Below are 21,874 nucleotides of genomic sequence, written 5' to 3' on the forward strand. Positions count from 1 at the left end.
CTACCCTCGGTTACATGTCAGCGACCTCGTCTGCCGGCGCCCCGATCCCCCGACACCTCAGCCGGGGCGCGGGCCGCGCCTCGGTTCCCGGCTCCGGCCGGGCCGCCACCGGGCGCGCCCGGCCCTCCGACACCAGGTGGTACCCCGCACACGACGAGGCGCCCCGCTCGGGCGGTCCCGGCGGCCCGGCCGGACCGGCCGGGCCCGGTGGTCCGGGCGGTGACGGTCCAGGCGGGTCCGGGCGGCGTGGCCCCCGGCCGCGCTGGGGGCGCATCGGCCTGGTGGCGGGTGTCGCGGTGCTGGTGCTGGCGCTGCTCGGCGGCCTCGGCGCGTGGTTCTACGCCCGCAATCTGGACGACGACCTGGCGCGCACCGACCCGTTCGCCGGGATCACCGGCGGCCGGCCGGCCAAGCAGGTCGAGGGCGCGTTCAACATCCTGCTCGTGGGCAGCGACTCGCGGGATCCGGACGCCCCTGTCGACGGTTCCGGCAAGTGGCGCGCGGACACCGTGATCGTCATGCACATCCCGGCCGACCACAAGAGCGCCTACCTGGTCTCGGTGCCGCGTGACCTGTACGTGCCGATCCCGGAGAGCGCCGGCGCGTCCTGCGACTCGGGCTCGCGCAACAAGATCAACGCCGCGTTCGCGTTCGGCGGCCTGCCGCTCGCGGTGAAGACCGTGGAGTGCTTCACCGACGTACGGATCGACCACGTCATGGCCATCGACTTCGGCGGTTTCAAGGAGGTCACCGACGCCCTGGGCGGGGTCGACCTCAAGGTGGAGCGGACCATCACCTCGATCCACAAGCCGTACCGGACGTTCACCAAGGGCGTGAACCACATGAACGGCGCCGAGGCGCTGGACTGGGTCCGGCAGCGCAAGCAGTTCCCGGACGGCGACTTCGCCCGGATGCGGCACCAGCAGGAGTTCCTGAAGGCGCTGATGGACAAGGCGGCCAGCACCGGGACGCTCACCAACCCGAAGAAGCTGAACGACTTCCTCAAGGCGGTGACCGCCGCCGTCACGGTCGACCAGGGATTCTCGTTGACCGACATGGCAGTGCAGTTCCGCAGCCTGCGGGGCGAGAACCTGACCTTCGTCACCAGCCCGCACCTGGGCGGCCAGACCATCGACGGCCAGTCGGTGGTGGCCTCCGACCGGGAGAAGGCGCTGGCGATGTACAAGGCGATCGCCGCGGACCGGATGGCCGAGTGGATGCAGGCCAACAAGAAGGGTTCGGGCGACAACGCGGGCGGCTGACGTCGGCACGACATGACCGGCAACGAGCGCTAGAGCCTCGCCACCACGGAGGCCAACCGCCGACCGGCTCCTTACCCCTGCCCGTTCGGCCACAACCCGAGGATGTAGGCCGGTATTGACGGGAATTGCGGGCCTACGAGGTCGCGAATACGGGAACAGATACGTAAAGTGGTCCCGCCCCCGATCACCGAGCTGGAGCACGCATGTCGGTCCAGACCAGCCGTCGCCCGCAGTCACCGGCACCCGGATCATCCGGGCGGGTCCCTCCGGTCATCCCCACACAGCCCGGCTCCGGCGGTCGCGGTCCCGGCGGTGGCAAGAAGAAGCGCACCAAGCGCAAGGACCCGCTCTGGGCGAAGCTCACGCTGGTGCTCGGCGCCGTGCTGATGGTGACCAGTGGCGTCGCGATCGTCGGCAGCAAGGCGGTGATCGGCCAGGCCACCGACAACATCGCCCAGCGCAACCTGCTCGGCGGAGCGGGCAAGAGCGAGGCCGAGGGCGGTAACAGCCTCGAAGGCCCGATCGACATGCTGCTGCTCGGTGTGGACGCCCGCGAGCGCTGGGCCGCCGATGACGTACGGTCGGACACGATCATCATCCTGCACATCCCGGCCAGCCACGACCAGGCGTACCTGATCTCGATCCCCCGGGACACCGAGGCGCGTATCCCGGCGTTCGAGAAGAGCGGCTACAGGGGCGGCACCGACAAGATCAACGCGGCCTTCTTCCACGGCGCCCAGAACGGCGGCGGCTGGGAGGGCGGCGCTCAGCTGATGGCCAAGACGATCAAGTCGATGACCGGGATCGGCTTCGACGGCGCCGCGATCATCAACTTCGGCGGCTTCAAGAGCGTGATCGACGCGCTCGGCTCGGTGCGGATCTGCGTGAGCCACGAGGTCAAGTCGCACCACATGTCGTACGTCGACGGCAAGCCGATGTGGAACGCCGACGCGAAGAAGACCGGCAAGCCGTACAAGGCAGTGGTGCACAAGAAGGGCTGCCGGGAGATGGAGGGCTGGGAGGCGCTCGACTACTCCCGCCAGCGCTACGGCCTGCCGAACAGCGACTACGACAGACAGCAGAACCAGCAGCAGCTGATCAAGGCGATGGCCAAGAAGGCCACCGAGGGCGGCATGCTGACCAACCCGCTGAAGCTGAACTCGCTGATGAAGGCCGCGGGCAAGGCGTTCGTCCTGGACACCGGCGGCGTGCCGATCGCCGACTTCATCTTCACGCTCAAGAACCTCAACGGGAACGACCTGGTCACCCTGCGGACCAACGGTGGCACCTTCGCCGGCAACGACAACGGCCGGGAGACGTTCAACGAGACGACGATGGACATGTTCCAGGCGGTCAAGAACGACAAGCTGGCCGACTTCGTGGTGAACAACCCGGACGTCCTCTCCACCCGGAAATGACCCGCTGACCTGCGCGAAAGCGATACCGGTCAGCCGATCCCCCCGTAGCCTGACGTGAGCGGGTCTCATGTCGCGGCTACGGGGGGATCGTCACGTCCAGGCCAGCACGGAACCGACGCGGGCGGGGTGGACCCGCCCGCTGGGCCCGGTTCCTGCTCGGCACCGGCCTCGTCCTGGTCCTGCTCGCCACGCTCGGCGTCGCCGGGCTGCACTGGCTCACCTCGCGCTACGACCGCACCGTCGCCAAGGAACAACTGCTCGACCCGGCCGCCCGCAAGAAGCGGACGGACTTGGACGGCGCACTCAACTACCTGCTGATCGGCTCGGACCACCGGCCCGGCGCGAACCCGGAGGACCAGCGCTCCGACAGCATCCTGATCGTGCACGTGCCGGCCGGGATGCGGCAGGCGTACCTGATCTCCGTGCCGCGCGACCTGCTGGTGGCGCTCCCCCCGGCACCGGGCTTCCCCGGCGGCCAGGACAAGGTCAACGCCGCGTACGAGCACGGCGGCGGCGGTGAGGGCGGCGCACGCCTGCTCAGCACCACCCTGAACCGGCTCACCGGGATCCGCTTCGACGGCGCGGCACTCGTCGACTTCTCCGGCTTCAAGGAGGTGATCGACCAGCTCGGCGGCATCCGGATGTGTGTGGACACGCCGGTCCGCTCGATCCACACCCGGTACCAGTTCGAGGCCGGCTGCCAGCAGATGGACGGCGCGCGGACGCTCGACTACGTGCGGCAGCGCTACGACCTGCCCGGTGGCGACTTCGACAGGCAGCGGCACCAGCAGCAGATGCTGCGGGCGGTGCTCGACCGGGCGGGCGAGACGCGGCTGCGCAGCGACCCGGTCAAGCTGGACCGGGTGCTGCGCGCCGCCGGCGGGGCGCTGACCGTGGACACCAACGGCGTACCCCTGGACGAGCTGTTGTTCGCGTTGCGCGGCCTGCCCGCGGACGCCGTGCGCGGGGTTCAGGTGCCCTCCTACCCGCAGACCATCGACGGCGTCTCGTACGTGGTGCTGGACGACGGCGGCGCCGGGCTGTTCGGCGCGCTGCGCGACACGCGCGTGCCGGAGTGGGCCGGCGCCAACCCGCGCTGGGTCAACCGGCTGTGAGCGCCACGGGCGACTAGGCTTGGTTACCGTGTTCGGAGCCTCACTACCCAGCGTGCCCGCGTCGGCCGTGCCCGACGACGTCTACCTGCTCGACGTCCGCGAGGACGACGAGTGGGCCGCCGGCCACGCGCCGGCCGCCCACCACCTGCCGATGACCGAGTTGCCCGCCCGGATCGCCGAGATCCCGCAGGACCGCGACGTGGCGGTGATCTGCCGTTCCGGCGGCCGGTCCGCCCAGGTGGTCGGCTACCTCATGCGCAACGGCTGGGACCAGGTCCGCAACGTCGACGGCGGGATGGGCGACTGGGCCGCCGCGGGCCGTCCGGTGGTCACCGACGACGGGCAGCCGGGCCGGGTCGCCTGAGCCGGTGACACGGCCATGACCGTCCCCCTGGTCTTCGCCCATCGCGGCGCCTCGTACGACCTGCCGGAGCACACTCTCGCCGCCTATCTGCGCGCCCTGGACGAGGGCGCGGACGGGCTGGAGTGCGACGTCCGGCTGACCCGCGACGGGCACCTGGTCTGCGTGCACGACCGCCGGCTGGACCGCACCAGCAACGGCCACGGTCTGGTCAGCGCGCGGACTCTCGCCGAGCTGGAGTCGCTTGACTTCGGTTCCTGGCACCGGGCCGCGACGCTCGCCGAGGACGACGTGCCGCTCGACGAGTCGCACACCCGGCTGCTCACGCTCGAGCGGCTGCTCGACGCGGTGCTGGCCGCCGGGCGGCCGGTCCGGCTGCTGATCGAGACCAAGCACCCGTCCCGCTACCGGGGCGAGGTCGAGCGCCGCCTGGTCGAGATGCTGCGCCGGTACGGGCTGGCCGAACCACGGCCGGACCATCCGGTCCAGGTGACGGTGATGTCGTTCTCGCCGCTCGCCGTACGCCGGGTCCGGGAACTCGCACCGGCGCTGCCCACCGTGCTGCTGCTGGAGGTGCTGCCGCGCCTGCTGCCGCTGGGCCGGCTGCCGTTCGGCGCCCGGATCGCCGGCCCCGGCGTGGACCTGGTCCGGGCCCGCCCCCGCCTGGTCCCCTCACTGCGCGCCGCCGGCAACTCGGTGTACGTCTGGACCGTCAACGAGCCGGAGGACCTGGAACTCGTGCTGGAAGCGGGCGTGGACGGGGTGATCACCGACCGGCCGGCCCACGCGCTGGCCCGGTTGGGCCGGTGAGCCCCGTCGATCGGTACCGGAGACGGTCGACCGGCCGGGGGTGTCCCGGACGCGGACGGCGCGGCACACTCGGGACATGCCGGAGCGAACCGACTACCCCGCCCTCATCGCCGGCCACACCGCAGTGATCAACATGATCAACTCGGGCGAGTCCGGCCTCGCCGTCCTCACCCGCCTGCTCCGCGAGGTCGAACCCGCGGTCGGCGCGGCCGGCCTGGTCTTCGTGGAGTTCACCCCGGCCGGCGGACGGGTCGTCGCCGCGACCGGCAGCGCCGAGTTCGTCCTCGGCCGCCCGCTGCCCGCCACCGACCCGGCCACCGTCTGCCTGCTCGCCGGCCCGCCGGTACGGGAGGTCCGGGTCGACGCGATCCCCGGTGCGCTCGCCGACGAGGTCGCCGGCCGGGGCCTCTGCCGGATGATCGTGGCGCGCGCCGAGATCGGCGGGCTCACCATCGGCAGCCTGCACGCGCTCTACCCGCTGGGCGAACCGCTGCAACCCTCGCAACGCGCCGTCATCGGCTACATCGCCGCCTGCATCGCCCACATGTACGGCGACCAGACCGGCCTGCCCGTACACGGGGACGGCCCGGTCGTGGCGGCGCTCGCCGACGGCCTCGCGGTGGTGGACCGGGACGGCCGGGTCCGGCTCTGGAACCCGGCCGCGGTCGAGGTGACCGGGCGGCCGGCGGACGAGGCGCTGAGCCGGCCGCTGCCGTTCCCGCTGCCGCCGCCCGGTCAGGTGCTCGACCACCGGCTCCCGGACGGCCGCTGGCTGCGAATCACGTCCGGCGAACTGCCCGGCCCGAACGCGCTGCGCGTGGTCAGCTTCCGCGACACCACCGACCAGCAGCGGCGCGACCACGACCGGGACCTGTTCGTCGCGGTGACCAGCCACGAACTGCGGACCCCGGTCACCGTCATCAAGGGGTACGCGGACACGCTCACCGACCACTGGGACTCGCTGAGCGACGGCGACCGCAGGCAGGCCGCCCGGATCATCGGCCAGCGCGCCAACGAACTGGCCCGCCTGGTGGACCGGCTGCTGACCACCGCCACCGAGAACCGTCCCGGTGGCGAGCCGGCCGCGCCGTTCGACCTGGTCGACGCGCTGCGCGCGGCGGTGGTGGACCTGCCGGCGGACGTCCGGCACCGGGTCGTGCTCGATCTGCCCGCCGACCTGCCCAAGGCGCTCGGCGACCGGCACAGCCTCGCCACGGTCCTCACCGAACTGGGTACGAACGCCGGGAAGTACTCGCTGCCGGACACACCGATCGAGATCACCGCCGAGGCCAACGAGCGGACCGTCTCGTTCCGGGTCGCCGACCGGGGCATCGGCATCCGGCCGGAACACGTGGAGCGGGCCTTCGACCGGTTCTGGCAGGGGGAGTCCGGCGACCGCCGCCGGTATCCCGGTGCCGGGCTCGGTCTCTATCTCGTCCGCCAGATCGTTGAACAGCAGAATGGATGGGTATCCCTCCGGCCCAGAGCCGGTGGCGGTACGGTCGCAGAGGTGCGGCTGCCCCGGGGTTGACCGGGGCGCTCACGGGCGGGGAAGGAACGACGTGTCGACTGGTCCGGCCGAACGGTCGTGGTGCGTGGTGGTGCCCCACGACGCCACCGGCGCGCGCCTGGCCCGGCATCGGCTCGCCGACGAGCTGACCGGTGTCGTACCCCCGGTCCTGGTGGCCGACCTGGTCGCGGTTCTCGCCGAGCTGGTCGGCAACGCGGTCCGGCACGCCGACTCCCTGCCCGGCGGGGTGGTGCGGGTCGCCTGGCGGCTGCGCCCGACCGAGCAGGGGCCGAGCGTCGAGCTGCGGGTCACCGACGGCGGTTCCGGTGCCGGCCCGTGCATGCGTACCGCCTCGCCGGACGCGGCCGACGGCCGCGGGCTGCACATCGTCGCCGGGCTCGCCAGCGGCTGGGGCGTGGAGCGCGACGGCCTGGGCCAGAGCGTGTGGGCGCGGTTCGACCCGGTCCCGGCGCAGCGGACCGACCTGGTCGCCGCCGGCTGACCGACGCGGCGGACGGGTCCGGCCCCCGCCGCCGAGACCCGGCATCTAGGCTGTCTCGCCATGACCGAGCGGAGCGGAGCGGGCGCATGAGCAAGCGTCGGAAGAACCAGCGGGCCGGCGAGGCCACCCCGAAGCGGGAGAAGGTGCGCGACGTCTTCGTGCCCCGGCCGTTCGAGGGCCTGGCGGACGAGCCGGAGTGGATCGCCCTGCGCGAGTTGGTCCCGGCGGCGTCCGCGCCGCTGCGGCTGACCCCGGAACTGATCGAGGAGTACGGCGACCGGCCGGTCACGCTGGCGACAGTGCTGCCGATGGCCGCACCGGCGATGACCAAGCCGGACGGGCGCGTCTTCATCGGCCTGCAGCGGCACCAGCAGTCCGGCGACGTCTCCCGCGACCTGGCCGACGCGCTGATCTCCGCGCTGCGCACCGAGCCGGGCGGCCAGGTGAGCGTGCCGCCGCTGCCCGGGCCGGGCCCCCGCCTCCAGGACATCCTGGTGGACGGCCCGCTGGAGATCACCATGCACGACGGTTTCGACTTCTGGCTCGACCCGGGCGCCGCCGACGACCCGAACGTCCAGGCGTCCCTGGAGCGGGCCAACTCGGCCATCTACCCGACCGTCAAGCTGGCCGCCGCGCCGGCCGCGTACTGGTGCCAGGTGCCGGAGAAGGCCCACGTGCGCCTGGTCCTGCCGGAGGACGAGGACACCGCGCTCGACGCGCTGTCCCGGCTCGCCGCGGCGGGCGCGCTGACGCTCGGTGACGACACGAAGTTCGCGGGCATGTTCCGGGCGCACGGGCGCCTCGCGCCGGTCTGGGACCTGCCGGAGGACACCCCGGCCGCCGAGTGGGAGGCGCCGGTGGCGGAGTTCGCCAAGCGCTACGCCGAGGCGGTCGCGGAGCGGGAGCCGCTCGACGCGGCCGGCCGCCGGGCCCGCCAGGGTCTGCTCGGCCGCCAGCTGACGCTGCGCTGACGTCTCCGGGTCAGGCGGCCCCGCCCTTCTCCCGCACCAGCGGGCAGGACATGCAGCGCGGGCCGCCCCGCCCGGAGCCCAGTTCGGACCCGGCGATGGCGATCACCTCGATGCCGGCGCGTTCCAGTTGCGCGTTGGTCTCCACGTTGCGCTCGTAGCCGACGCACAGCCGGGGCGCGAGCGCGAGCGTGTTGTTGCCGTCGTCCCACTGCTCGCGTTCGGCGGTGACCGGGTCCAGACCGGTGTCGATCACCCGGAGCTGGTCCAGGTCCATCGCGTCGGCGGCGGCCCGCAGGAACGGCGCCGGGCCGTCGACCCGCAGGTCGTCGCCGTCCGCGCCGGCGATGACCGTGTACGCGGACAGCTCGTGGGCGACGTTGGGGTACATCAGCACGGCGTCCACGTCGACCATCGTGCAGATGGTGTCCAGGTGCATGGTGGCGCGTTCCTGCGCGATCGGCACCACCAGGATGGTGTGCGCCAGGCCGGCCGCGAACACCTGCCGGGCCAGCCGTTCCGCGCCGGCCGGGGTGGTGCGTTCACCGACGCCGACGGCGAGCACCCCCGGCGCGAGCAGCAGCACGTCGCCGCCCTCCAGGTGCTCCATCCGGGGGTGGTAGACGAACTCGGTGCCGACGAAGCGCGGGTGGTAGCGGTAGATCGCGTCGGTGAGCGTGGTCTCCCGCCGCCGGGCCGGCATGGCCAGGCTCGTCACGCCGACCCGGTCGCCGATCCAGACCGACGAGTCGCGGGTGAACAGCAGGTTGGGCAGCGGGTCGATGACGAAGTCGTGCCGGTCCATGAGCGTCCAGACCAGACCGCCGGGGCGGTCGGCGCCGAGCCGCAGTTCCTCGTGGGCGAGCCCGGCGGTGAGCACGTCGGCCAGCCCGGCCGGATCGAGGAACGCCAGATGGTCGGCGACGCGGCGCCGCAGGGTGTGGCCGAGCCGGCGGGACCGCAGCACCTGCTCGGTCAGTTCGGCCCGGGCGTCGGGCACGGCGAGCGTCTCGGCCAGCAGGTCGGCCAGGTAGAGCACCTCGACCCCGCGCGACCGCAACGCCGCCGCGAACGCGTCGTGCTCCTCCTGCGCGCGTCCCACCCACGGGATAGCGTCGAACAGGAGGCTGTCGTTGTTGCGTGGGGTGAGGCGGGCCAGTTCCGGCCCCGGGCGGTGCAGCAGCACCGTCCCGAGCCGGGCGACTTCGCTGTCCACATAGTGGGTCACCCCCGCAGCCTAGGGCAGGCTTACGCACCATCCGGAAAAGAAGTGTGAATGAATATGGCATTCATCCGCACTCACTCCGGCGGTCCAACTTGCCGAGCCCCCGGGGGCGCAACGTAGGGTAGTGGAGACATAACTTCGAGAGACCTTTTGCCGGAGGTCGCGATGACTGTCTTTCCCGCTCGTCAGGCTGTACCGAGCAGGGCACTGCCGCCCCGCACGGTGCCGCACTCCCGGGTCGAGCCCACCTCGGTGCTCGAGCCGGCCCGACCGACTCCATTGGAGTGGGCCCGGCGTCGCCGGGCGGAGCGGGGGGCCCGCCGGTTGGAAGCGGCAGGGGCTCGCGCCCTCGGCCAACTCGACCACCTCGGTCCCGCCTGGCACGTCATCGAGTGGCCCCGGACGGACCCGGCCGACATGCTGCTCGACCGCGGCCGCGACGACCGGGCCGGGTTCCTGGCCATCGGCCCGAGCGGTCTGTTCGCGGTCACCATCGCCGACCACGGCCGGGCCCGCGTGCTGGTGGCCGGCGACGTGGTCCAGATCAACGGCAAGCGCCCGCCGTACGTGCAGGAGGCCCGCCGGGACGCCAAGCGCGCCAGCAAGGCCCTCTCCGACGCGGTCGGCCTGCCGATCCCGGTGACGCCGGTGCTGACGTTCGTCGGCTCCGGGGTGATCAGCGTCTACGGCCTGCCGAAGGACTGCCTCATGGCCACCCACCGCGAGCTGGACCGCCTGCTCGTGGCCGGTGGGAACCGGATCAGTCCGGCCACCGCCGAGAAGCTCTCCCGCGTCGCGCAGGCGCCGGCCACGTGGTTCAACGGCACGTACCGTCCAACCGCCGACTACCGGTGGTATGACGAGGGCCGAACGGCCGCTGACAAGCGGGCCGCCCGCCGGTAACGTCTCCGGCGACGCCACGCGGCCCACGGCACCGCCCCCGACTGGTTCCGTCGGTCCGCGCCGTCGCCGGCCGCCCGGCAGCCGATGCTTCCGCCGCACCGACCGGCTAGCGTGGACAGACCGTCGGTGTACATAGGAGGCGCGGTGGCCCACGTCGAACTCTCACTCTCGGAAGTGTTCGCGCCCGCGGCATCCACCGAGCAGGAGTCCGACAACTTCGGGCACTGGTCCGGCATGGTCTCCCGGGCCGCCGAACCGTGCCTGCTGATCGACGCCGGCACCACTGTCGTGGCGATCTCCTCGTCCGGCTGCGACCTGCTCTGCCTGGGCGCCCCGGAGGACGTGATCGGCCTGCCGCTGCTGGAGGGCGGCCTGCGCCTCGTCGACTTCACGGCGAGCCCGAGCGAGCTGACCGAGCAGGAGACCGACAAGATCCCGCCGTTGCTGGCGCTGCACTCCGGGCGGCTCGCCCGCGGCCTGCTGCGGGTGCAGGGGCCCGGCTCCGACGCCGGCCGGACCGTCGACGCCATCTCCACGCCGGTGCTGACCGACGGCACGGTGGCCGGCTCGCTCACCTTCCTCTCCGCCGTCTGATCCGCGACCAGACCCGGCGCGCTTCACGCCGGCCGGTCCTGCTCCTACGATGGCCTCGGCCCCACCACACGACGACACCCCTCGATGCCCCGAGGACGCCCCCGTGCCCCGCACCCCACACCCCCGGCGCCGCCACCGCCCGCTGGCGCTGCTGACGCTGCTCGCCCTCACCGCCTGCGGCGCCCCGCCCGAGCTGCGCGCGCCGTCCGCCGCCGCCACGCCACTCCCGGTCCCGTCGGTGTCCGCCACGCCCACGCCGAGCGCGAACTCGGCCGCACCCGTGCCACCGCCGGCACCGACGCTCTCGCCGGCCGTGCCGGTGTCGGCGGCGCCCTGCCGGGGACGGCCGTCCGGCGACCGGATCGTCGCGCTGCTGCGCGGATCCGCCGGCGTCCTGCCCCGCGACGTCCGGGTCACCGTGGCGACCGGTCCGCTCTGCGCCGAGGGCTGGCAGTACACCGTGCTGACGGTCACCGGGCACGAGGAGTTGCAGGTGGTCACGCGCGGCGAGACCGGCACGCCGCAGCTGGTCACCGCCGGCACGGACGTGTGCGGCGTCGAGGTGCGGACCCTGGCGCCGGTCGGCATCCGTACCCTGGCCTGCGACGGCACGCCGGGTGCGTAGGCTGGTCGACATGCCGGGAACACCGCCGACCCGCTTCGTCTACCTGGGCCCCGAGGGCACCTTCGCCGAGCAGGCCCTGCGTACGGTGCCCGCCGCCGAGCGCGGGGACCGCACACCGGCCCGCAGCGTCGGTGAGGCGCTCGACGCGGTACGCGCCGGAGAGGCGGACGCGGCGCTGGTGCCACTGGAGAACTCCATCGGCGGCGCGGTCGGGGTGACGCTCGACGAGCTGGTCGAGGGCGACCCGCTGGTGATCACCCGCGAGGTGGTCCTCCCAGTGGAGTTCGTGCTGGCCGCCCGCGCCGGCACCACGCTGTCCGGCGTCCGTTCCGTCGCGGCCCACCCGCAGGCGTCCACCCAGTGCCGGGGCTGGCTGCGGGAACATCTGCCGGACGCCACAGTGGTCGACGTGCTCTCCAACGGCGCCGCCGCGGCCGGGGCGGCGAGCGGCGAGTACGACGCCGCCATCTGCGCCCCGATCGGCGCGAGCCGGCACCGCCTGGCGGTGCTGGCCGACAAGATCGCCGACCACCCCGACGCGGTGACCCGGTTCGCGCTGGTGTCCCGCCCCGGGCCGCCCCCGCCGCCCACCGGAGACGACCTGACCTCGCTCGCGGTGTGCCTCGCACACGACCGGGTGGGCGCGCTGCTGGCGGTGCTGATGGAGCTGGCCGTACGCGGCGTGAACATGACCCGGATCGAGTCCCGCCCGACCGGCGAGGCGCTCGGCCGCTACGTGTTCTTCCTTGACTGCGCCGGGCACGTCGCCGACGTACGCCTCGGCGAGGCGTTGCAGGGGCTGCGCCGGGTCTGCGCCGACGTGCGGTTCCTGGGGTCGTACCCCCGGCACCGCTGGAGCACGGCGGCGGGCGACCAGCAGACGCCGGTGCCGCCGGGGCTCACCGACGCCGACTACGCCGACGCGGCGGCCTGGGTGGCCCGGCTGCGGTCCGGTGAGCTGAGCTGACCGGCCCGGGGCGACCTCGGCGGACGCCCCGGGCACCGGACGGTCACTGCAACAGGCCGCCGAGCACGCCGCCCTGCTGCTGGGAGCCGCTGCCGGCCACCGGAGGCTCCTCCGAGGGCTGGACCACGACGAAGCCCTGACCGGCGAAGCTCATCGTGAACGCCTCACCGGTGCTGCGGCCGAGCAGCGTGCCCAGGCCGAGCTGCTCCGCGCGGTGGTAGCCGGTCTGGAGGTTCGCCGACCAGCACACTGCCGCCTGCGGGTCCACGTACGTCGGGGCGTCCACGTTCAGCACCACCGGGGTGCCCTTTGTGGTGATGGCGATCCGGCCGTGGCCGGTGAAGACGCAGTTGAACAGGCCGGACGAGGACGCGAAACCGGCACCGCCGACCATCTTGATGTCGTACTGGAGCGTCGAGTCGAACGCCAGCACGCTGGAGCCGTTGATGGACAGCGCGTCGCCCGGCTCCAGGTCGATGACGTGCACGTCCTTGGCGAAGTCGGCGAGGAAGACGTCGCCGCGCCCGGAGACCTTCATCAGCGGCACGCCCTCACCGGTGAGCCGCTGCTTGATGAACTTGCCGATGCCGCCGGAGCCGAGCGCCTGGAACTGCACCTGCCCCTGGTAGGCGACCATCGACCCGACCCGGGCCATCGCCTCGCCGTTCAGCTCGATCTTCAGCATCTTGGAGTTCTGCAACCGCATGCCCGGCTGCTGGGACTCCTTCTCAAGGTTCTCCGCGGAGAACAGCGCGCTGCGCATGGGTTTTCCTCCTGCATCAGGATCTGCCTGACCCGCAGGTTAGGGGACCGGCGCAACCGCCGGAATCAGCCGGGCGGGGACGCGCCGGAGGCCGGTCAGCCCCAGCCCAGGGCGTGCAGACGATCGTCGTCGATGCCGAAGTGGTGGGCGATCTCGTGCACCACTGTGATCGCGACCTCGTCGACGACGTCGTCGTCGGTGTCGCAGATCGCCAGGATCGGGTTGCGGTAGATCAGGATGCGGTCGGGCAGCACACCGGAGTAGTCCCAGCCGCGAGAGGTGAGCGCGTGCCCCTCGTACAGGCCGAGCAGGTCCTCACCCGGCGGCGGGTCGTCCTCCACCAGGATGACCACGTTGCTCATCAACCCGAGCAGTTCCTCGGGCACCTCGTCGAGCGCCTCGCCGACCAGTTCCTCGAACCGGTCCCGGCTCATCTCCACGGCCACGCGGCCCGGTCACTCCCTCCGGATCGGGCACACCGCACGGCGAGGGCGTCCCGCAGGACACCCCCGCCGTGCCGTACGCGATGTCAGGCCAGACGGGCGTTCAGCGTGATCTGCGCGCCCGGCGACAGCAGCCGGGAGATCGGGCAGTTCTCCTTGGCCGCCTCGGCGAGCTTGGTGAACTCGGCCTGGTCGATGCCGGGAACCTGGCCCACGGTCTCCAGGTCGATGCGGGTCACTGTCATGCCGGCGTCGGTCTTGTCGAAGTGCACCTTGGCGGTGGTCTCCACCGCGGTCTCCTGGGCGCCGGCGTCGGCGAGCTGCTTGGAGAGGGCCATCGAGAAGCAACCGGCGTGCGCGGCGCCGATCAGCTCCTCGGGGTTGGTGCCCTCGCCCTCCTCGAAGCGCGACTTGAAGGAGTAGTTGCCGGACAGGCCGCCCTTGCCGGTGCGGACGGTGCCGGACCCCTCGGTGAGGTTGCCCTGCCAGCGAGCGGATGCGGTACGGATAGGCATGGCACCGACGCTAACCGAAAGCGAGCCGCCCCGCACCGGACCCCGGGGTCGCGATCCGGGCCGGCGGGAGCGGGCTGTGCCATGATTCGACGCAGGCCCGCGTACGGGAAGGGTGGCCATGTCGCAGGATCTCCCCGTTCCCCGGCAGGACAAGCGAATCCCCATGCAGGACACCAGGTCCGACGACACCACGATCGTCGAGTGGGGCGACACCGAGCCGGAGTCGTCCGGCCGGGCCGCGCGCTCGCTCGCCGCGCTGGGCCGGGACCGCCGCCTGCCGCCCGTGCTCACCGGGCTCGGCGCGGTAGCCGCGCTCGCCTCGCTGATCGGCGAGTGGCTGGCGATCACGGTGCCGGCCGAGACCCGGGGCGAGGACGCACCGGCCCGGCTGACCAGCGGCATCTCCGAGATCGGCGGGCTCGGTACGGCGTACCTGGTGGGCCTGCTCGGGCTGTCGGTGGCGGTGGGGCTGGCGCTGCGCGGTGCCCCGGCGGTGCGGCAGCATGCCCGGCTGGCCGGGCTGGGTCTCGCGGCGGCCGTGCTCGGAGTGCTGGTCGCGACCGCCGCCTCCCTCGAACAGTTGGCCCGGCGCATCCTGTTCTTCGTCAGCGAGCAGAGCCTTCAGGTCGAGCACGGACGCGGCCTGGTCAGCGCGTTCGTCGCCGTCGCACTGCTGGCGGCCGCGCTGCATCTGGCCGGCCGGGCAGCCGGCGGGACGCCCACCGACGGGGAGCCGGACGAGGACCGGCCCGAGCGCCGCCGCCGGGCGGACGAGGACGACGTGCCGCCGGGCCCGGCGGACCTGACGGTGCAGCCCACGGTGCCGTTCGCAGGCCCCGAACGGGCGTACTGAACCAGCTCCGGCAGCGCGTCCGGCGGCCACCGGAGCTTCGCCGCCGATTCGCCGGAAAGCCGTGGTTGCCGCCCGTTCCGCGAGATACGGTTGCTGCCCGCCGTCCCATGGTCGCGGCACCGAGGACCTGGTCGGCCGGCGTGACGGCGGCGGGCGAAGGAGGAACCATGACCCGCCCGGGACTGCCCAAGCTGATCGCCACCGACCTGGACGGCACGCTCGTCCGCAGCGACGAGACCGTCTCCGCGTACACCCATCGGGTGCTGGACCGGGTGCGGTCCGCCGGGATCCCGGTGGTCGGCGCGACCGGCCGTGGACCGCGCCTCACCGAGCTCACCCGTAACGACATCCGGGCCGCCGACTTCCTGGTGATGGCCGGCGGCGGCCGGGTGGTGGACCAGAGCGACCCGGAGGGGCCCCTGGTGCTGCGGGACGAGCGGCTGCCCGGCGAGGTGCTGGCCCGGATCCTCACCGACCTGGAGGCGGCCGTCGGCCCGCTGACGGTCATGGTGGAGGCGTCGGACGAACACGACGCGCCGCTCTGGGGCGACTACCACCCGAGCTGGCCCTACCCGGACCGGTTCGAGGCCCGCAGCCGGGTCGAGTGCCTCTCCTGCGACGTGATCAAGGCGTTCGCCCGTACCGCCGACCACCACGTGGACGAGCTGCTGGCCGCGGCGCGGACGATCGTGCCGCCGGACGTGGCGACGCTCACCCAGGCCGGGCTCGGCTTCATCGAGATCTGCCCGCCGCGTACCGACAAGGCCAGCGGGCTCAGCGTCATCGCCGAACGGCTCGGCGTGGACCCGGCCGACGTGCTGGTCTTCGGCGACCAGCCGAACGACCTGCCGATGTTCGGCTGGGCGGGATGGGCCCGGGTGGCGGTGGCGAACGCCCACCCGGAGGTACGCGCCGCGGCGGACGAGATCACCTTGCGCAACGACGACGACGGCGTCGCGGTCTACCTGGACCGGCTACTCTCCCGGTGATGGAAGATCCACCTCGGCTCGTCGCCTCCGACATCGACGGCACGCTGCTGCGCGACGACCGGACGCTCAGCCCGCGTACCGCCGCGGTGCTGGCCCGCATCGCCGCCGCCGGCACGCCGGTGGTCCTGGTCACCGGCCGTCCGATCCGCTGGCTCCAGATGGTGTACGAGCAGCTCGCCGAGCCGTTGCCGGCGATCTGCGCCAACGGCGCGGTGGTGTACGACCCGGCCACCGACCAGGTGCTGCGGGCCGACCCGCTCGCCCCGGAACTGCTGGCGGAGGTGGCCCGGCGGCTGCGCGCCGAGGTGCCCGGGGTGAGCTTCGCGGTGGAGATCGTGGACAGCCGGCAGATGCGGCACGAGGCGCACTACCCGCTGCGCTGGGACGCCGACCTCGACGCGATCCGGGCCGTCGAGTCGCCGGAGGAGCTGCTGGCCGCGCCCGCGGTGAAGCTGCTGGCCCGGGCCGGGGAGCAGGACCCGGACGTGTTCGTCCAGGTGGTGGCGGGCGCGCTGGAGGGGCTGGCCGAGGCGACCCACTCGTCGTACAGCGGGCTGATCGAGATCTCGGCCGCCGGCGTGACCAAGGCGGCCGGCCTGGCCTGGTACGCGGAGCGGCTCGGCGTCGACGAGCGGGACGTGGTGGCCTTCGGCGACATGCCCAACGACGTGCCGATGCTGGCCTGGGCCGGACGGGCGGTGGCCGTCGCCAACGCCCACCCGGCGGTACGGGAGATCGCCGACGAGGTCACCGGGCCGAACACCGAGGACGGCGTGGCCGCGTACCTGGAGAAGGTCTTCGAGCTGGACTGAGCGGCCGGGGCACCGTGCGGCGCCCCGGCCGACGGGTCACAGGTACTGGCCGGGCGCGTGGCCCTCGCCGGCGCCGGGCATCCCCGGCATGCCCGGCATCACGCCGCCCGGGCCGCTGGGCAGCGCCTGGCGGCCGGAACGCATCTGCTCGAGCTGGACGCGGGCGGCCATCTGCTGGGCCACCAGTGCGGCCTGGATGCCGTGGAACAGCCCCTCCAGCCAGCCCACCAGCTGGGCGTGCGCGATCCGCAGCTCACCCTCGCTCGGCGCCTGCTGCTCGGTGAACGGCAGCGAGATCCGCTCCAGCTCCTCGCGCAGTTCGGGGGCGAGGCCCTCCTTCAGCTCGACGATCGAGCGCTCGTGGATCTCCCGCATCCGGTGCCGGCTCGCGTCGTCGAGCGGCGCCGCCTTCACCTCCTCCAGCAGCTGCTTGATCATGCTGCCGATCCGCATCACCTTGGCCGGCTGCTCGACCAGACGGGTCGGGTCCTCGCCCTTGCCCTCGTCGGTCTGCACCGTGCCGACCGGGCGGCCGTCCGGCCCGACCACCACCACGGTGCCCGGGATGCCATCGTTGCCCTGTTCGTCGTCGTGTCCGGCGGAGTGCGCTTCGGTCATGGCACCCATCTTTACCCACGCCGACCATGTGCACGCGGCCGGTCCGGGGGACGCTACGGTCGCCGCATGCTCTCCGACCCACGCGAGGTGCTGACCCGCCCGTCCCCGCCCCCGGATGCCACCGTCTCCTACGGCGACCACCCGGACCAGTGCGCCGACCTGCGACTGCCGGCCGGCGACGGGCCGCCGCGGCCGCTCGTGGTCGTGGTGCACGGCGGTTTCTGGCGGGCGGAGTACGACCGGGCCCACACCGGCCCGATGGCGGCGGCGCTGGCCGCGCTCGGCCACCCGGTCGCGCAGATCGAGTACCGGCGGACCGGCCGACCGGGCGGTGGCTGGCCGCACACGCTCACCGACGTCCGCGCCGGGATCGCCGCGCTGCCGGCACTAGCCGCCGCCGCGCTGCCCGGCCGGGTGGCGCCCGTACCGCCGATCCTGGTCGGTCACTCCGCGGGCGGGCACCTGTCCCTGTACGCGGCCGCGCACGCCCCGGAGACGGTCGGCGGGGTGCTCGCGCTGGCGCCGGTGGCCGACCTCGCGCAGGCGTACCGGCTGGACCTGGACGAGGGTGCGGTGACCGCGCTTCTCGGCGGCGGCCCGGACGACGTGCCGGACCGGTACGCGGCAGCCGATCCATCCGCATTGGTACCCATCCGAACACGCACAGTAGTCATTCACGGTGATCAAGATATCCAGGTTCCGATCGCGATCAGCCGGTCCTGGGTGGCCGCAGATCACGCTGCCGGAGGCTCCGCCACGCTCATTGAGCTGCCCGAATGCGAGCATTTCGGGCTGATCGCACCGGGCTCCACCGCGTGGCCGCAGGTGGTGGCGGCGTTGCGGTCGCTTCACGATGATCTTCAAGGCATTGACGCAGCGTCGTCGACCAGGTAGAACGCCGAAGGGGTGTGCACCATGGCCACCCCGTCGGGAAGGAAATTCGGTGGCACAGATGAACCGCAGGCGGGCGCTGCAACTGCTGGCCGCGCTGGGTACCACCGGACTGGCGGCGGGTTGTGGCTCCGGGGACGACGAGTCCGGGGACCAGGCCGGATCCGGCAGCCCGATCAAAGTCGGGCTGATCGTGCCCGGCAGTGGAGCGAACAAGGCCATCGGTGACGAGATCACCAACGGCTTCCAGCTCTTCCTCAGCATGCGCGGCCAGCAGATCGCCGGCCACCCGGTCACGCTCGTGACCGCCGAGGAGGGCGACACCGCCGCCACCGGAAAGGCCGCCGTCGACCGGCTGCTCAAAGAGGGCGTGCTCGCGCTCACCGGCGTGGTCAGCCCCACCGTGATGACCGGTATCAAGGACGCGGTCGAGGAGGCCCGGGTGCCCCTGCTGGGCTCCAACGCCTCCCCGTCGACGCTCCAGGGCGTCGTCTACATCTGGCGTACCTCGTACGTGCTGACCGAGCCCGGCGAGGCGCTCGGCGAGTACCTGCGCCAGAAGCTGGACGCCTCCAGCCGGATCGCCATCTTCGGCACCCGCGGCCCGGGCAGCCAGGACGTCATCGAAGGGCTGCGGCGCGCGTACGAGCGGGGTCGCCGGCTCACCGAGGACCCGATCTTCACCGAGGACGACCCCAACCCGTCCCGGACGCTCTACTCGGGGCCGATCCGCAAGGCGCTCGAACGCAAGCCGGACGCGGTGTTCTGCCACTACTCCGGCGCGCAGGCCGTGCAGTTCGTCAAGCAGCTCTACGCCCAGGGCTACCGGGGTCCGATCTACGCCCCCGGGTTCCTCACCGAGGGCACCGCGCTCGACCAGCTCGACGACGGCGAGAAGGGCCGCGAGCGCAAGCTCATCCAGACGTACGGGATCGAGACCGCGCTGAACTACTCGGCCGACCTCAACAACACCGCGAACCGGATCTTCGCCTCGGCGTACCGGAAGACGTTCAACTCGGCGCCCACCACGTACGCGATGGCCTCCTACGACGCCGCGCTGGTACTGGACAAGGCGATCCGGCTGGCCGGGGGGAACCCCTCGCCGCAGCAGGTCAACCTGGCGCTGGGCAAGGTCGGCCAGGTGGACAGCCCGCGCGGCACCTGGCAGTTCAACCAGACCCGTACCCCGCAGCAGAAGTGGTACCTGCGCCGGGTGCAGACCGACGGCCGGCTGCTCTCCAACGTCGTGATCAACGAGCTGGCGACGCTGGGCTGACCGGCCCCCGTACGCGCGCAAGGGCGGTCTCCCACCGGGAGGCCGCCCTTCGCGCCGAGGCGTGGCGTCGAGCGTGGCTCAGTGCCGCAGCTCGGCGATGCAGCACTTCACGCTGCCACCGCCCTTCTTCAGCTCGGCCAGCTCCACCGGGACCGGGTGGTAGCCGGCCGCCTTCAGCTTGCCGGCGAGCCGGGTCGCCTCGTTGTTCAGCACCACGTTGAGCCCGTCGCTGACCAGGTTCAGGCCGAACGCCAGCGCGTCCTCGTCGTCCGCGACGATCGCGTCCGGGAAGAGCTGGGCCAGCACCTTCTGGCTGGCGGCGGAGAAGGCGCCCGGGTAGTAGACGACGTTCTCGTCGTCGATCGAGGCCAGCGCCACGTCCAGGTGGTAGAAGCGCGGGTCGACCAGGTGCAGCGAGACCACCGGCCGCCCGAGCGCCTCCTGGGCCTCGGCGTGCGCGGCCGGCTCGGTCCGGAAGCCGTACCCGGCGAGGATCAGGCCGCCGTGCGCCTCCGGCAGGTACGCGAAGTCGCCCTCACCCTCGTTCGTCTCGCTCGGCGCGATGAACCGCCAGCCCTGCTGCTCGTAGAACGCGCGGTGCGCGGCGGCCTCGGCGGAGCGCTGCTCGTGCTTGAACCGGGCGCCGTAGACCGTGCCGTCGACCACGAACGCGCCGTTCGCGGCGTAGACCATGTCCGGCAGGCCCGCCGCGGGCGTCAGCAGGTTCACCTCGTGGCCCAGCCCGACGAGCGTCTCGCGCAGCCGGTCCCACTGCTTGACCGCCAGGTCGGCGTCGACCGGCGTGGTCACGTCCATCCACGGGTTGATCGCGTACTCGACCGTGAAGTGCTCGGGCGAGCACATGAGATATGTCCGCTTTCGCGAGACTCGCTGCTGGTTCACGGTCACCAAGAGTAGGTACGGTACAACTTTGGTAACAGCCACAAGCATTGCTTCCCGGGAGCGGAACGTTGCAGATAGACGCGGTCGACCAGCGAATCATTGCGTTACTCGTCGCGGATGCTCGCGCCTCGTATGCGGACATCGGCAGCCGGGTGTCACTCTCCGCCCCCGCCGTCAAGCGACGCGTCGACCGCCTCCGATCCGCCGGGGTGATCCGGGGATTCACCGCCGTCGTCGACCCGGCCGCCGTCGGCTGGACCACCGAGGCGTTCGTCGAGCTGTTCTGCGCCGGCCGGACCACACCGGCGCAGATCGGCGCCGCCGCCCGCCGCCACCCCGAGGTGGTCGGCGCGTACACCGTCTCCGGCGAGGCGGACGCGCTCGTGCACCTGCGCGCCGCGGACATCTCCCACCTGGAGGAGGCACTGGAACGGCTGCGCGCCGAATCGTTCGTCACCTCGTCCCGCAGCACCATCGTGCTCTCCCGGCTGGTCGAGTCCCCCGGCGTCGGCCCGTCCACGCCTTGACCTCAACCCCGCTTCATGTCGTGCACTGACACCCGTGACCGGCGAGACGCGAGGGGGCGGTATGCGTGCGGTGTGGCTGCGGGAGTTCGGCGGACCGGAGGTGCTCGTGCCCGGGACGGCACCCGACCCGGCACCCGGACCGGGCCAGGTCCTCGTCGACGTGGCACACGCGAACATCACGTTCGTCGAGACGATGTTCCGGGCCAGCGGCTTCGGGCCGTTCGGCACCGAACTGCCGGTGATTCCCGGTAACGGCGTCGGCGGCACGATCACCGCGCTGGGACCGGACGTCGACCCGGCGCTCGCCGGCCGCGTCGTGGTCACCGCCACCGGCGGCACCGGCGGGTACGCCGAGCGCGTCGTCGTCGACCGGGGCGCGCCTGTCCCCGTACCCCCGGGGTTGCCGCTGGACGCGGCGGTGGCGCTGATGGCCGACGGCCGGACCGCCCTGATGCTGGCCCGGGCGGCCGGGCTGCGGCCGGGCGACCGGGTCCTGGTCGAGGCGGCGGCCGGCGGCGTCGGATCGCTGCTCACGCAGCTCGCGGCGGCCGCCGGCGCGACGGTGGTGGCCGCTGCCGGCGGCAACCGAAAGGTGGGCCTGCTCCGCGCCGCCGGCCTCGACGTGGCGGTCGACTACCGGCAGGCGGGCTGGACCGACCGGGTCCGGGACGCCGTGGGCGCCGTCGACGTGGTGTTCGACGGCGTCGGCGGGCCGCTCGCCCGGGAGGCGTTCGGCCTGCTGGACCCCGGCGGACGGATGCTCAGCTTCGGGCTGGCCGGCGGCACCTGGGCCGACATCCCGGCCGAGTCGGCAGCCGCACACGGAGTGACGCTGCTGAGCCCTCGGCCCGGCCCGGACGAGGTGCGCGCCCTCACCGAGGCGGCACTCGCCGAGGGCGCGGCCGGGCGGCTGCGGCCGCTGATCGGGCAGCGCTTCCCGCTGGACCGGGCCGCCGCCGCGCACGCCGCGATCGAGGCCCGGGAAACCCTGGGCAAGACCCTGCTCGACGTACGGTGAGCAGCG

Annotated in this window: 25 protein-coding genes; 19 read left to right on the forward strand and 6 right to left on the reverse strand. The window is 72.8% G+C overall.

What is annotated here, in order from left to right; translation table 11 throughout:
- Window positions 1-14 precede the first annotated feature (14 nt).
- From O7546_RS28430 to O7546_RS28465, 8 genes are all read left to right on the forward strand, one after another.
- On the forward strand, window positions 15-1,262 hold the full coding sequence (locus O7546_RS28430; RefSeq protein WP_281600249.1) for an LCP family protein: 1,248 nt from the start codon (window positions 15-17) through the stop codon (window positions 1,260-1,262).
- Window positions 1,263-1,465: 203 nt separating this feature from the next.
- The gene (locus O7546_RS28435) at window positions 1,466-2,680 is read left to right on the forward strand and encodes an LCP family protein (protein WP_194800343.1); all 1,215 of its coding nucleotides are present in this window, start codon (window positions 1,466-1,468) and stop codon (window positions 2,678-2,680) included.
- A 179-nt stretch (window positions 2,681-2,859) separates the two neighbouring features.
- Window positions 2,860-3,795: an LCP family protein gene (locus O7546_RS28440; protein ID WP_194800434.1), complete on the forward strand. Its 936-nt coding sequence runs from the start codon at window positions 2,860-2,862 to the stop codon at window positions 3,793-3,795.
- Window positions 3,796-3,823: 28 nt separating this feature from the next.
- Window positions 3,824-4,159, forward strand: a complete 336-nt coding sequence (locus O7546_RS28445) for a rhodanese-like domain-containing protein (protein ID WP_013289303.1) — start codon at window positions 3,824-3,826, stop codon at window positions 4,157-4,159.
- A 15-nt stretch (window positions 4,160-4,174) separates the two neighbouring features.
- Window positions 4,175-4,966: a glycerophosphodiester phosphodiesterase family protein gene (locus O7546_RS28450; RefSeq protein WP_194800342.1), complete on the forward strand. Its 792-nt coding sequence runs from the start codon at window positions 4,175-4,177 to the stop codon at window positions 4,964-4,966.
- A gap of 76 nt (window positions 4,967-5,042) precedes the next feature.
- Window positions 5,043-6,497 (forward strand): ATP-binding protein, encoded by a 1,455-nt coding sequence (locus tag O7546_RS28455; protein ID WP_194800341.1) that lies wholly within the window; start codon window positions 5,043-5,045, stop codon window positions 6,495-6,497.
- Between the two features lie 31 nt (window positions 6,498-6,528).
- The gene (locus O7546_RS28460) at window positions 6,529-6,978 is read left to right on the forward strand and encodes an ATP-binding protein (RefSeq protein WP_194800340.1); all 450 of its coding nucleotides are present in this window, start codon (window positions 6,529-6,531) and stop codon (window positions 6,976-6,978) included.
- An 86-nt stretch (window positions 6,979-7,064) separates the two neighbouring features.
- On the forward strand, window positions 7,065-7,949 hold the full coding sequence (locus O7546_RS28465) for a DUF5926 family protein (RefSeq protein WP_194800339.1): 885 nt from the start codon (window positions 7,065-7,067) through the stop codon (window positions 7,947-7,949).
- Between the two features lie 10 nt (window positions 7,950-7,959).
- On the opposite strand, the gene O7546_RS28470 is transcribed toward O7546_RS28465, so the two are convergent.
- Complete coding sequence (locus O7546_RS28470; protein WP_194800338.1) at window positions 7,960-9,174, reverse strand: arginine deiminase; 1,215 nt, start codon at window positions 9,172-9,174, stop codon at window positions 7,960-7,962.
- A gap of 162 nt (window positions 9,175-9,336) precedes the next feature.
- On the opposite strand from O7546_RS28470, the gene O7546_RS28475 reads away from it, so the two are divergent.
- The 4 genes from O7546_RS28475 (at window position 9,337) to pheA (ending at window position 12,260) form a co-directional block, all read left to right on the forward strand.
- Complete coding sequence (locus tag O7546_RS28475) at window positions 9,337-10,074, forward strand: hypothetical protein (protein WP_194800337.1); 738 nt, start codon at window positions 9,337-9,339, stop codon at window positions 10,072-10,074.
- A gap of 144 nt (window positions 10,075-10,218) precedes the next feature.
- The gene (locus tag O7546_RS28480) at window positions 10,219-10,668 is read left to right on the forward strand and encodes a hypothetical protein (RefSeq protein WP_194800336.1); all 450 of its coding nucleotides are present in this window, start codon (window positions 10,219-10,221) and stop codon (window positions 10,666-10,668) included.
- A 49-nt stretch (window positions 10,669-10,717) separates the two neighbouring features.
- A complete protein-coding gene (locus tag O7546_RS28485; RefSeq protein ID WP_194800335.1) occupies window positions 10,718-11,293 on the forward strand; it encodes a hypothetical protein in 576 nt (191 codons plus the stop codon).
- A gap of 10 nt (window positions 11,294-11,303) precedes the next feature.
- Window positions 11,304-12,260: a prephenate dehydratase gene (pheA, locus tag O7546_RS28490; protein ID WP_194800334.1), complete on the forward strand. Its 957-nt coding sequence runs from the start codon at window positions 11,304-11,306 to the stop codon at window positions 12,258-12,260.
- A 43-nt stretch (window positions 12,261-12,303) separates the two neighbouring features.
- Here pheA and O7546_RS28495 read toward each other — a convergent pair whose 3' ends face one another.
- The 3 genes from O7546_RS28495 to O7546_RS28505 form a co-directional block, all read right to left on the reverse strand.
- On the reverse strand, window positions 12,304-13,023 hold the full coding sequence (locus tag O7546_RS28495) for an AIM24 family protein (RefSeq protein WP_064448083.1): 720 nt from the start codon (window positions 13,021-13,023) through the stop codon (window positions 12,304-12,306).
- A 95-nt stretch (window positions 13,024-13,118) separates the two neighbouring features.
- On the reverse strand, window positions 13,119-13,463 hold the full coding sequence (locus tag O7546_RS28500; RefSeq protein WP_194800433.1) for a metallopeptidase family protein: 345 nt from the start codon (window positions 13,461-13,463) through the stop codon (window positions 13,119-13,121).
- Window positions 13,464-13,552: 89 nt separating this feature from the next.
- Window positions 13,553-13,981, reverse strand: a complete 429-nt coding sequence (locus tag O7546_RS28505) for an OsmC family protein (protein WP_013289315.1) — start codon at window positions 13,979-13,981, stop codon at window positions 13,553-13,555.
- 163 nt (window positions 13,982-14,144) lie between these two features.
- Here O7546_RS28505 and O7546_RS28510 point away from each other — a divergent pair, with 163 nt between their 5' ends.
- The 3 genes from O7546_RS28510 to O7546_RS28520 all read left to right on the forward strand — a co-directional run bounded on the left by O7546_RS28510 (window position 14,145) and on the right by O7546_RS28520 (window position 16,635).
- Window positions 14,145-14,834: a hypothetical protein gene (locus O7546_RS28510; RefSeq protein WP_228531856.1), complete on the forward strand. Its 690-nt coding sequence runs from the start codon at window positions 14,145-14,147 to the stop codon at window positions 14,832-14,834.
- Window positions 14,835-15,001: 167 nt separating this feature from the next.
- A complete protein-coding gene (locus tag O7546_RS28515) occupies window positions 15,002-15,823 on the forward strand; it encodes an HAD family hydrolase (protein WP_269697849.1) in 822 nt (273 codons plus the stop codon).
- Window positions 15,823-16,635, forward strand: a complete 813-nt coding sequence (locus tag O7546_RS28520; RefSeq protein WP_194800331.1) for an HAD family hydrolase — start codon at window positions 15,823-15,825, stop codon at window positions 16,633-16,635. Before O7546_RS28515 ends, O7546_RS28520 begins: the two co-directional genes overlap by 1 nt.
- Window positions 16,636-16,671: 36 nt before the next feature.
- On the opposite strand, the gene O7546_RS28525 is transcribed toward O7546_RS28520, so the two are convergent.
- Window positions 16,672-17,262: a bacterial proteasome activator family protein gene (locus O7546_RS28525; protein WP_135242545.1), complete on the reverse strand. Its 591-nt coding sequence runs from the start codon at window positions 17,260-17,262 to the stop codon at window positions 16,672-16,674.
- 57 nt (window positions 17,263-17,319) lie between these two features.
- Between O7546_RS28525 and O7546_RS28530 the strand changes: the two genes are divergently transcribed.
- Together O7546_RS28530 and O7546_RS28535 are read left to right on the forward strand one after the other, a co-directional pair.
- The gene (locus O7546_RS28530) at window positions 17,320-18,147 is read left to right on the forward strand and encodes an alpha/beta hydrolase (RefSeq protein WP_281600250.1); all 828 of its coding nucleotides are present in this window, start codon (window positions 17,320-17,322) and stop codon (window positions 18,145-18,147) included.
- Window positions 18,148-18,196: 49 nt separating this feature from the next.
- The gene (locus O7546_RS28535) at window positions 18,197-19,420 is read left to right on the forward strand and encodes an ABC transporter substrate-binding protein (RefSeq protein WP_194800329.1); all 1,224 of its coding nucleotides are present in this window, start codon (window positions 18,197-18,199) and stop codon (window positions 19,418-19,420) included.
- A 78-nt stretch (window positions 19,421-19,498) separates the two neighbouring features.
- Here O7546_RS28535 and ddaH read toward each other — a convergent pair whose 3' ends face one another.
- Window positions 19,499-20,332 carry a dimethylargininase gene (ddaH, locus tag O7546_RS28540; RefSeq protein WP_194800328.1) on the reverse strand — a complete coding sequence of 278 codons (834 nt, stop codon included), beginning with the start codon at window positions 20,330-20,332 and terminating at the stop codon, window positions 19,499-19,501.
- 59 nt (window positions 20,333-20,391) lie between these two features.
- Between ddaH and O7546_RS28545 the strand changes: the two genes are divergently transcribed.
- Both O7546_RS28545 and O7546_RS28550 read left to right on the forward strand, forming a co-directional pair.
- On the forward strand, window positions 20,392-20,850 hold the full coding sequence (locus tag O7546_RS28545) for an Lrp/AsnC family transcriptional regulator (protein ID WP_013289323.1): 459 nt from the start codon (window positions 20,392-20,394) through the stop codon (window positions 20,848-20,850).
- Window positions 20,851-20,911: 61 nt separating this feature from the next.
- The gene (locus O7546_RS28550; protein WP_194800327.1) at window positions 20,912-21,868 is read left to right on the forward strand and encodes a zinc-binding dehydrogenase; all 957 of its coding nucleotides are present in this window, start codon (window positions 20,912-20,914) and stop codon (window positions 21,866-21,868) included.
- Window positions 21,869-21,874 lie beyond the last annotated feature (6 nt).

The organism is Micromonospora sp. WMMA1976, from assembly GCF_027497335.1.
Lineage (GTDB): Bacteria > Actinomycetota > Actinomycetes > Mycobacteriales > Micromonosporaceae > Micromonospora > Micromonospora aurantiaca.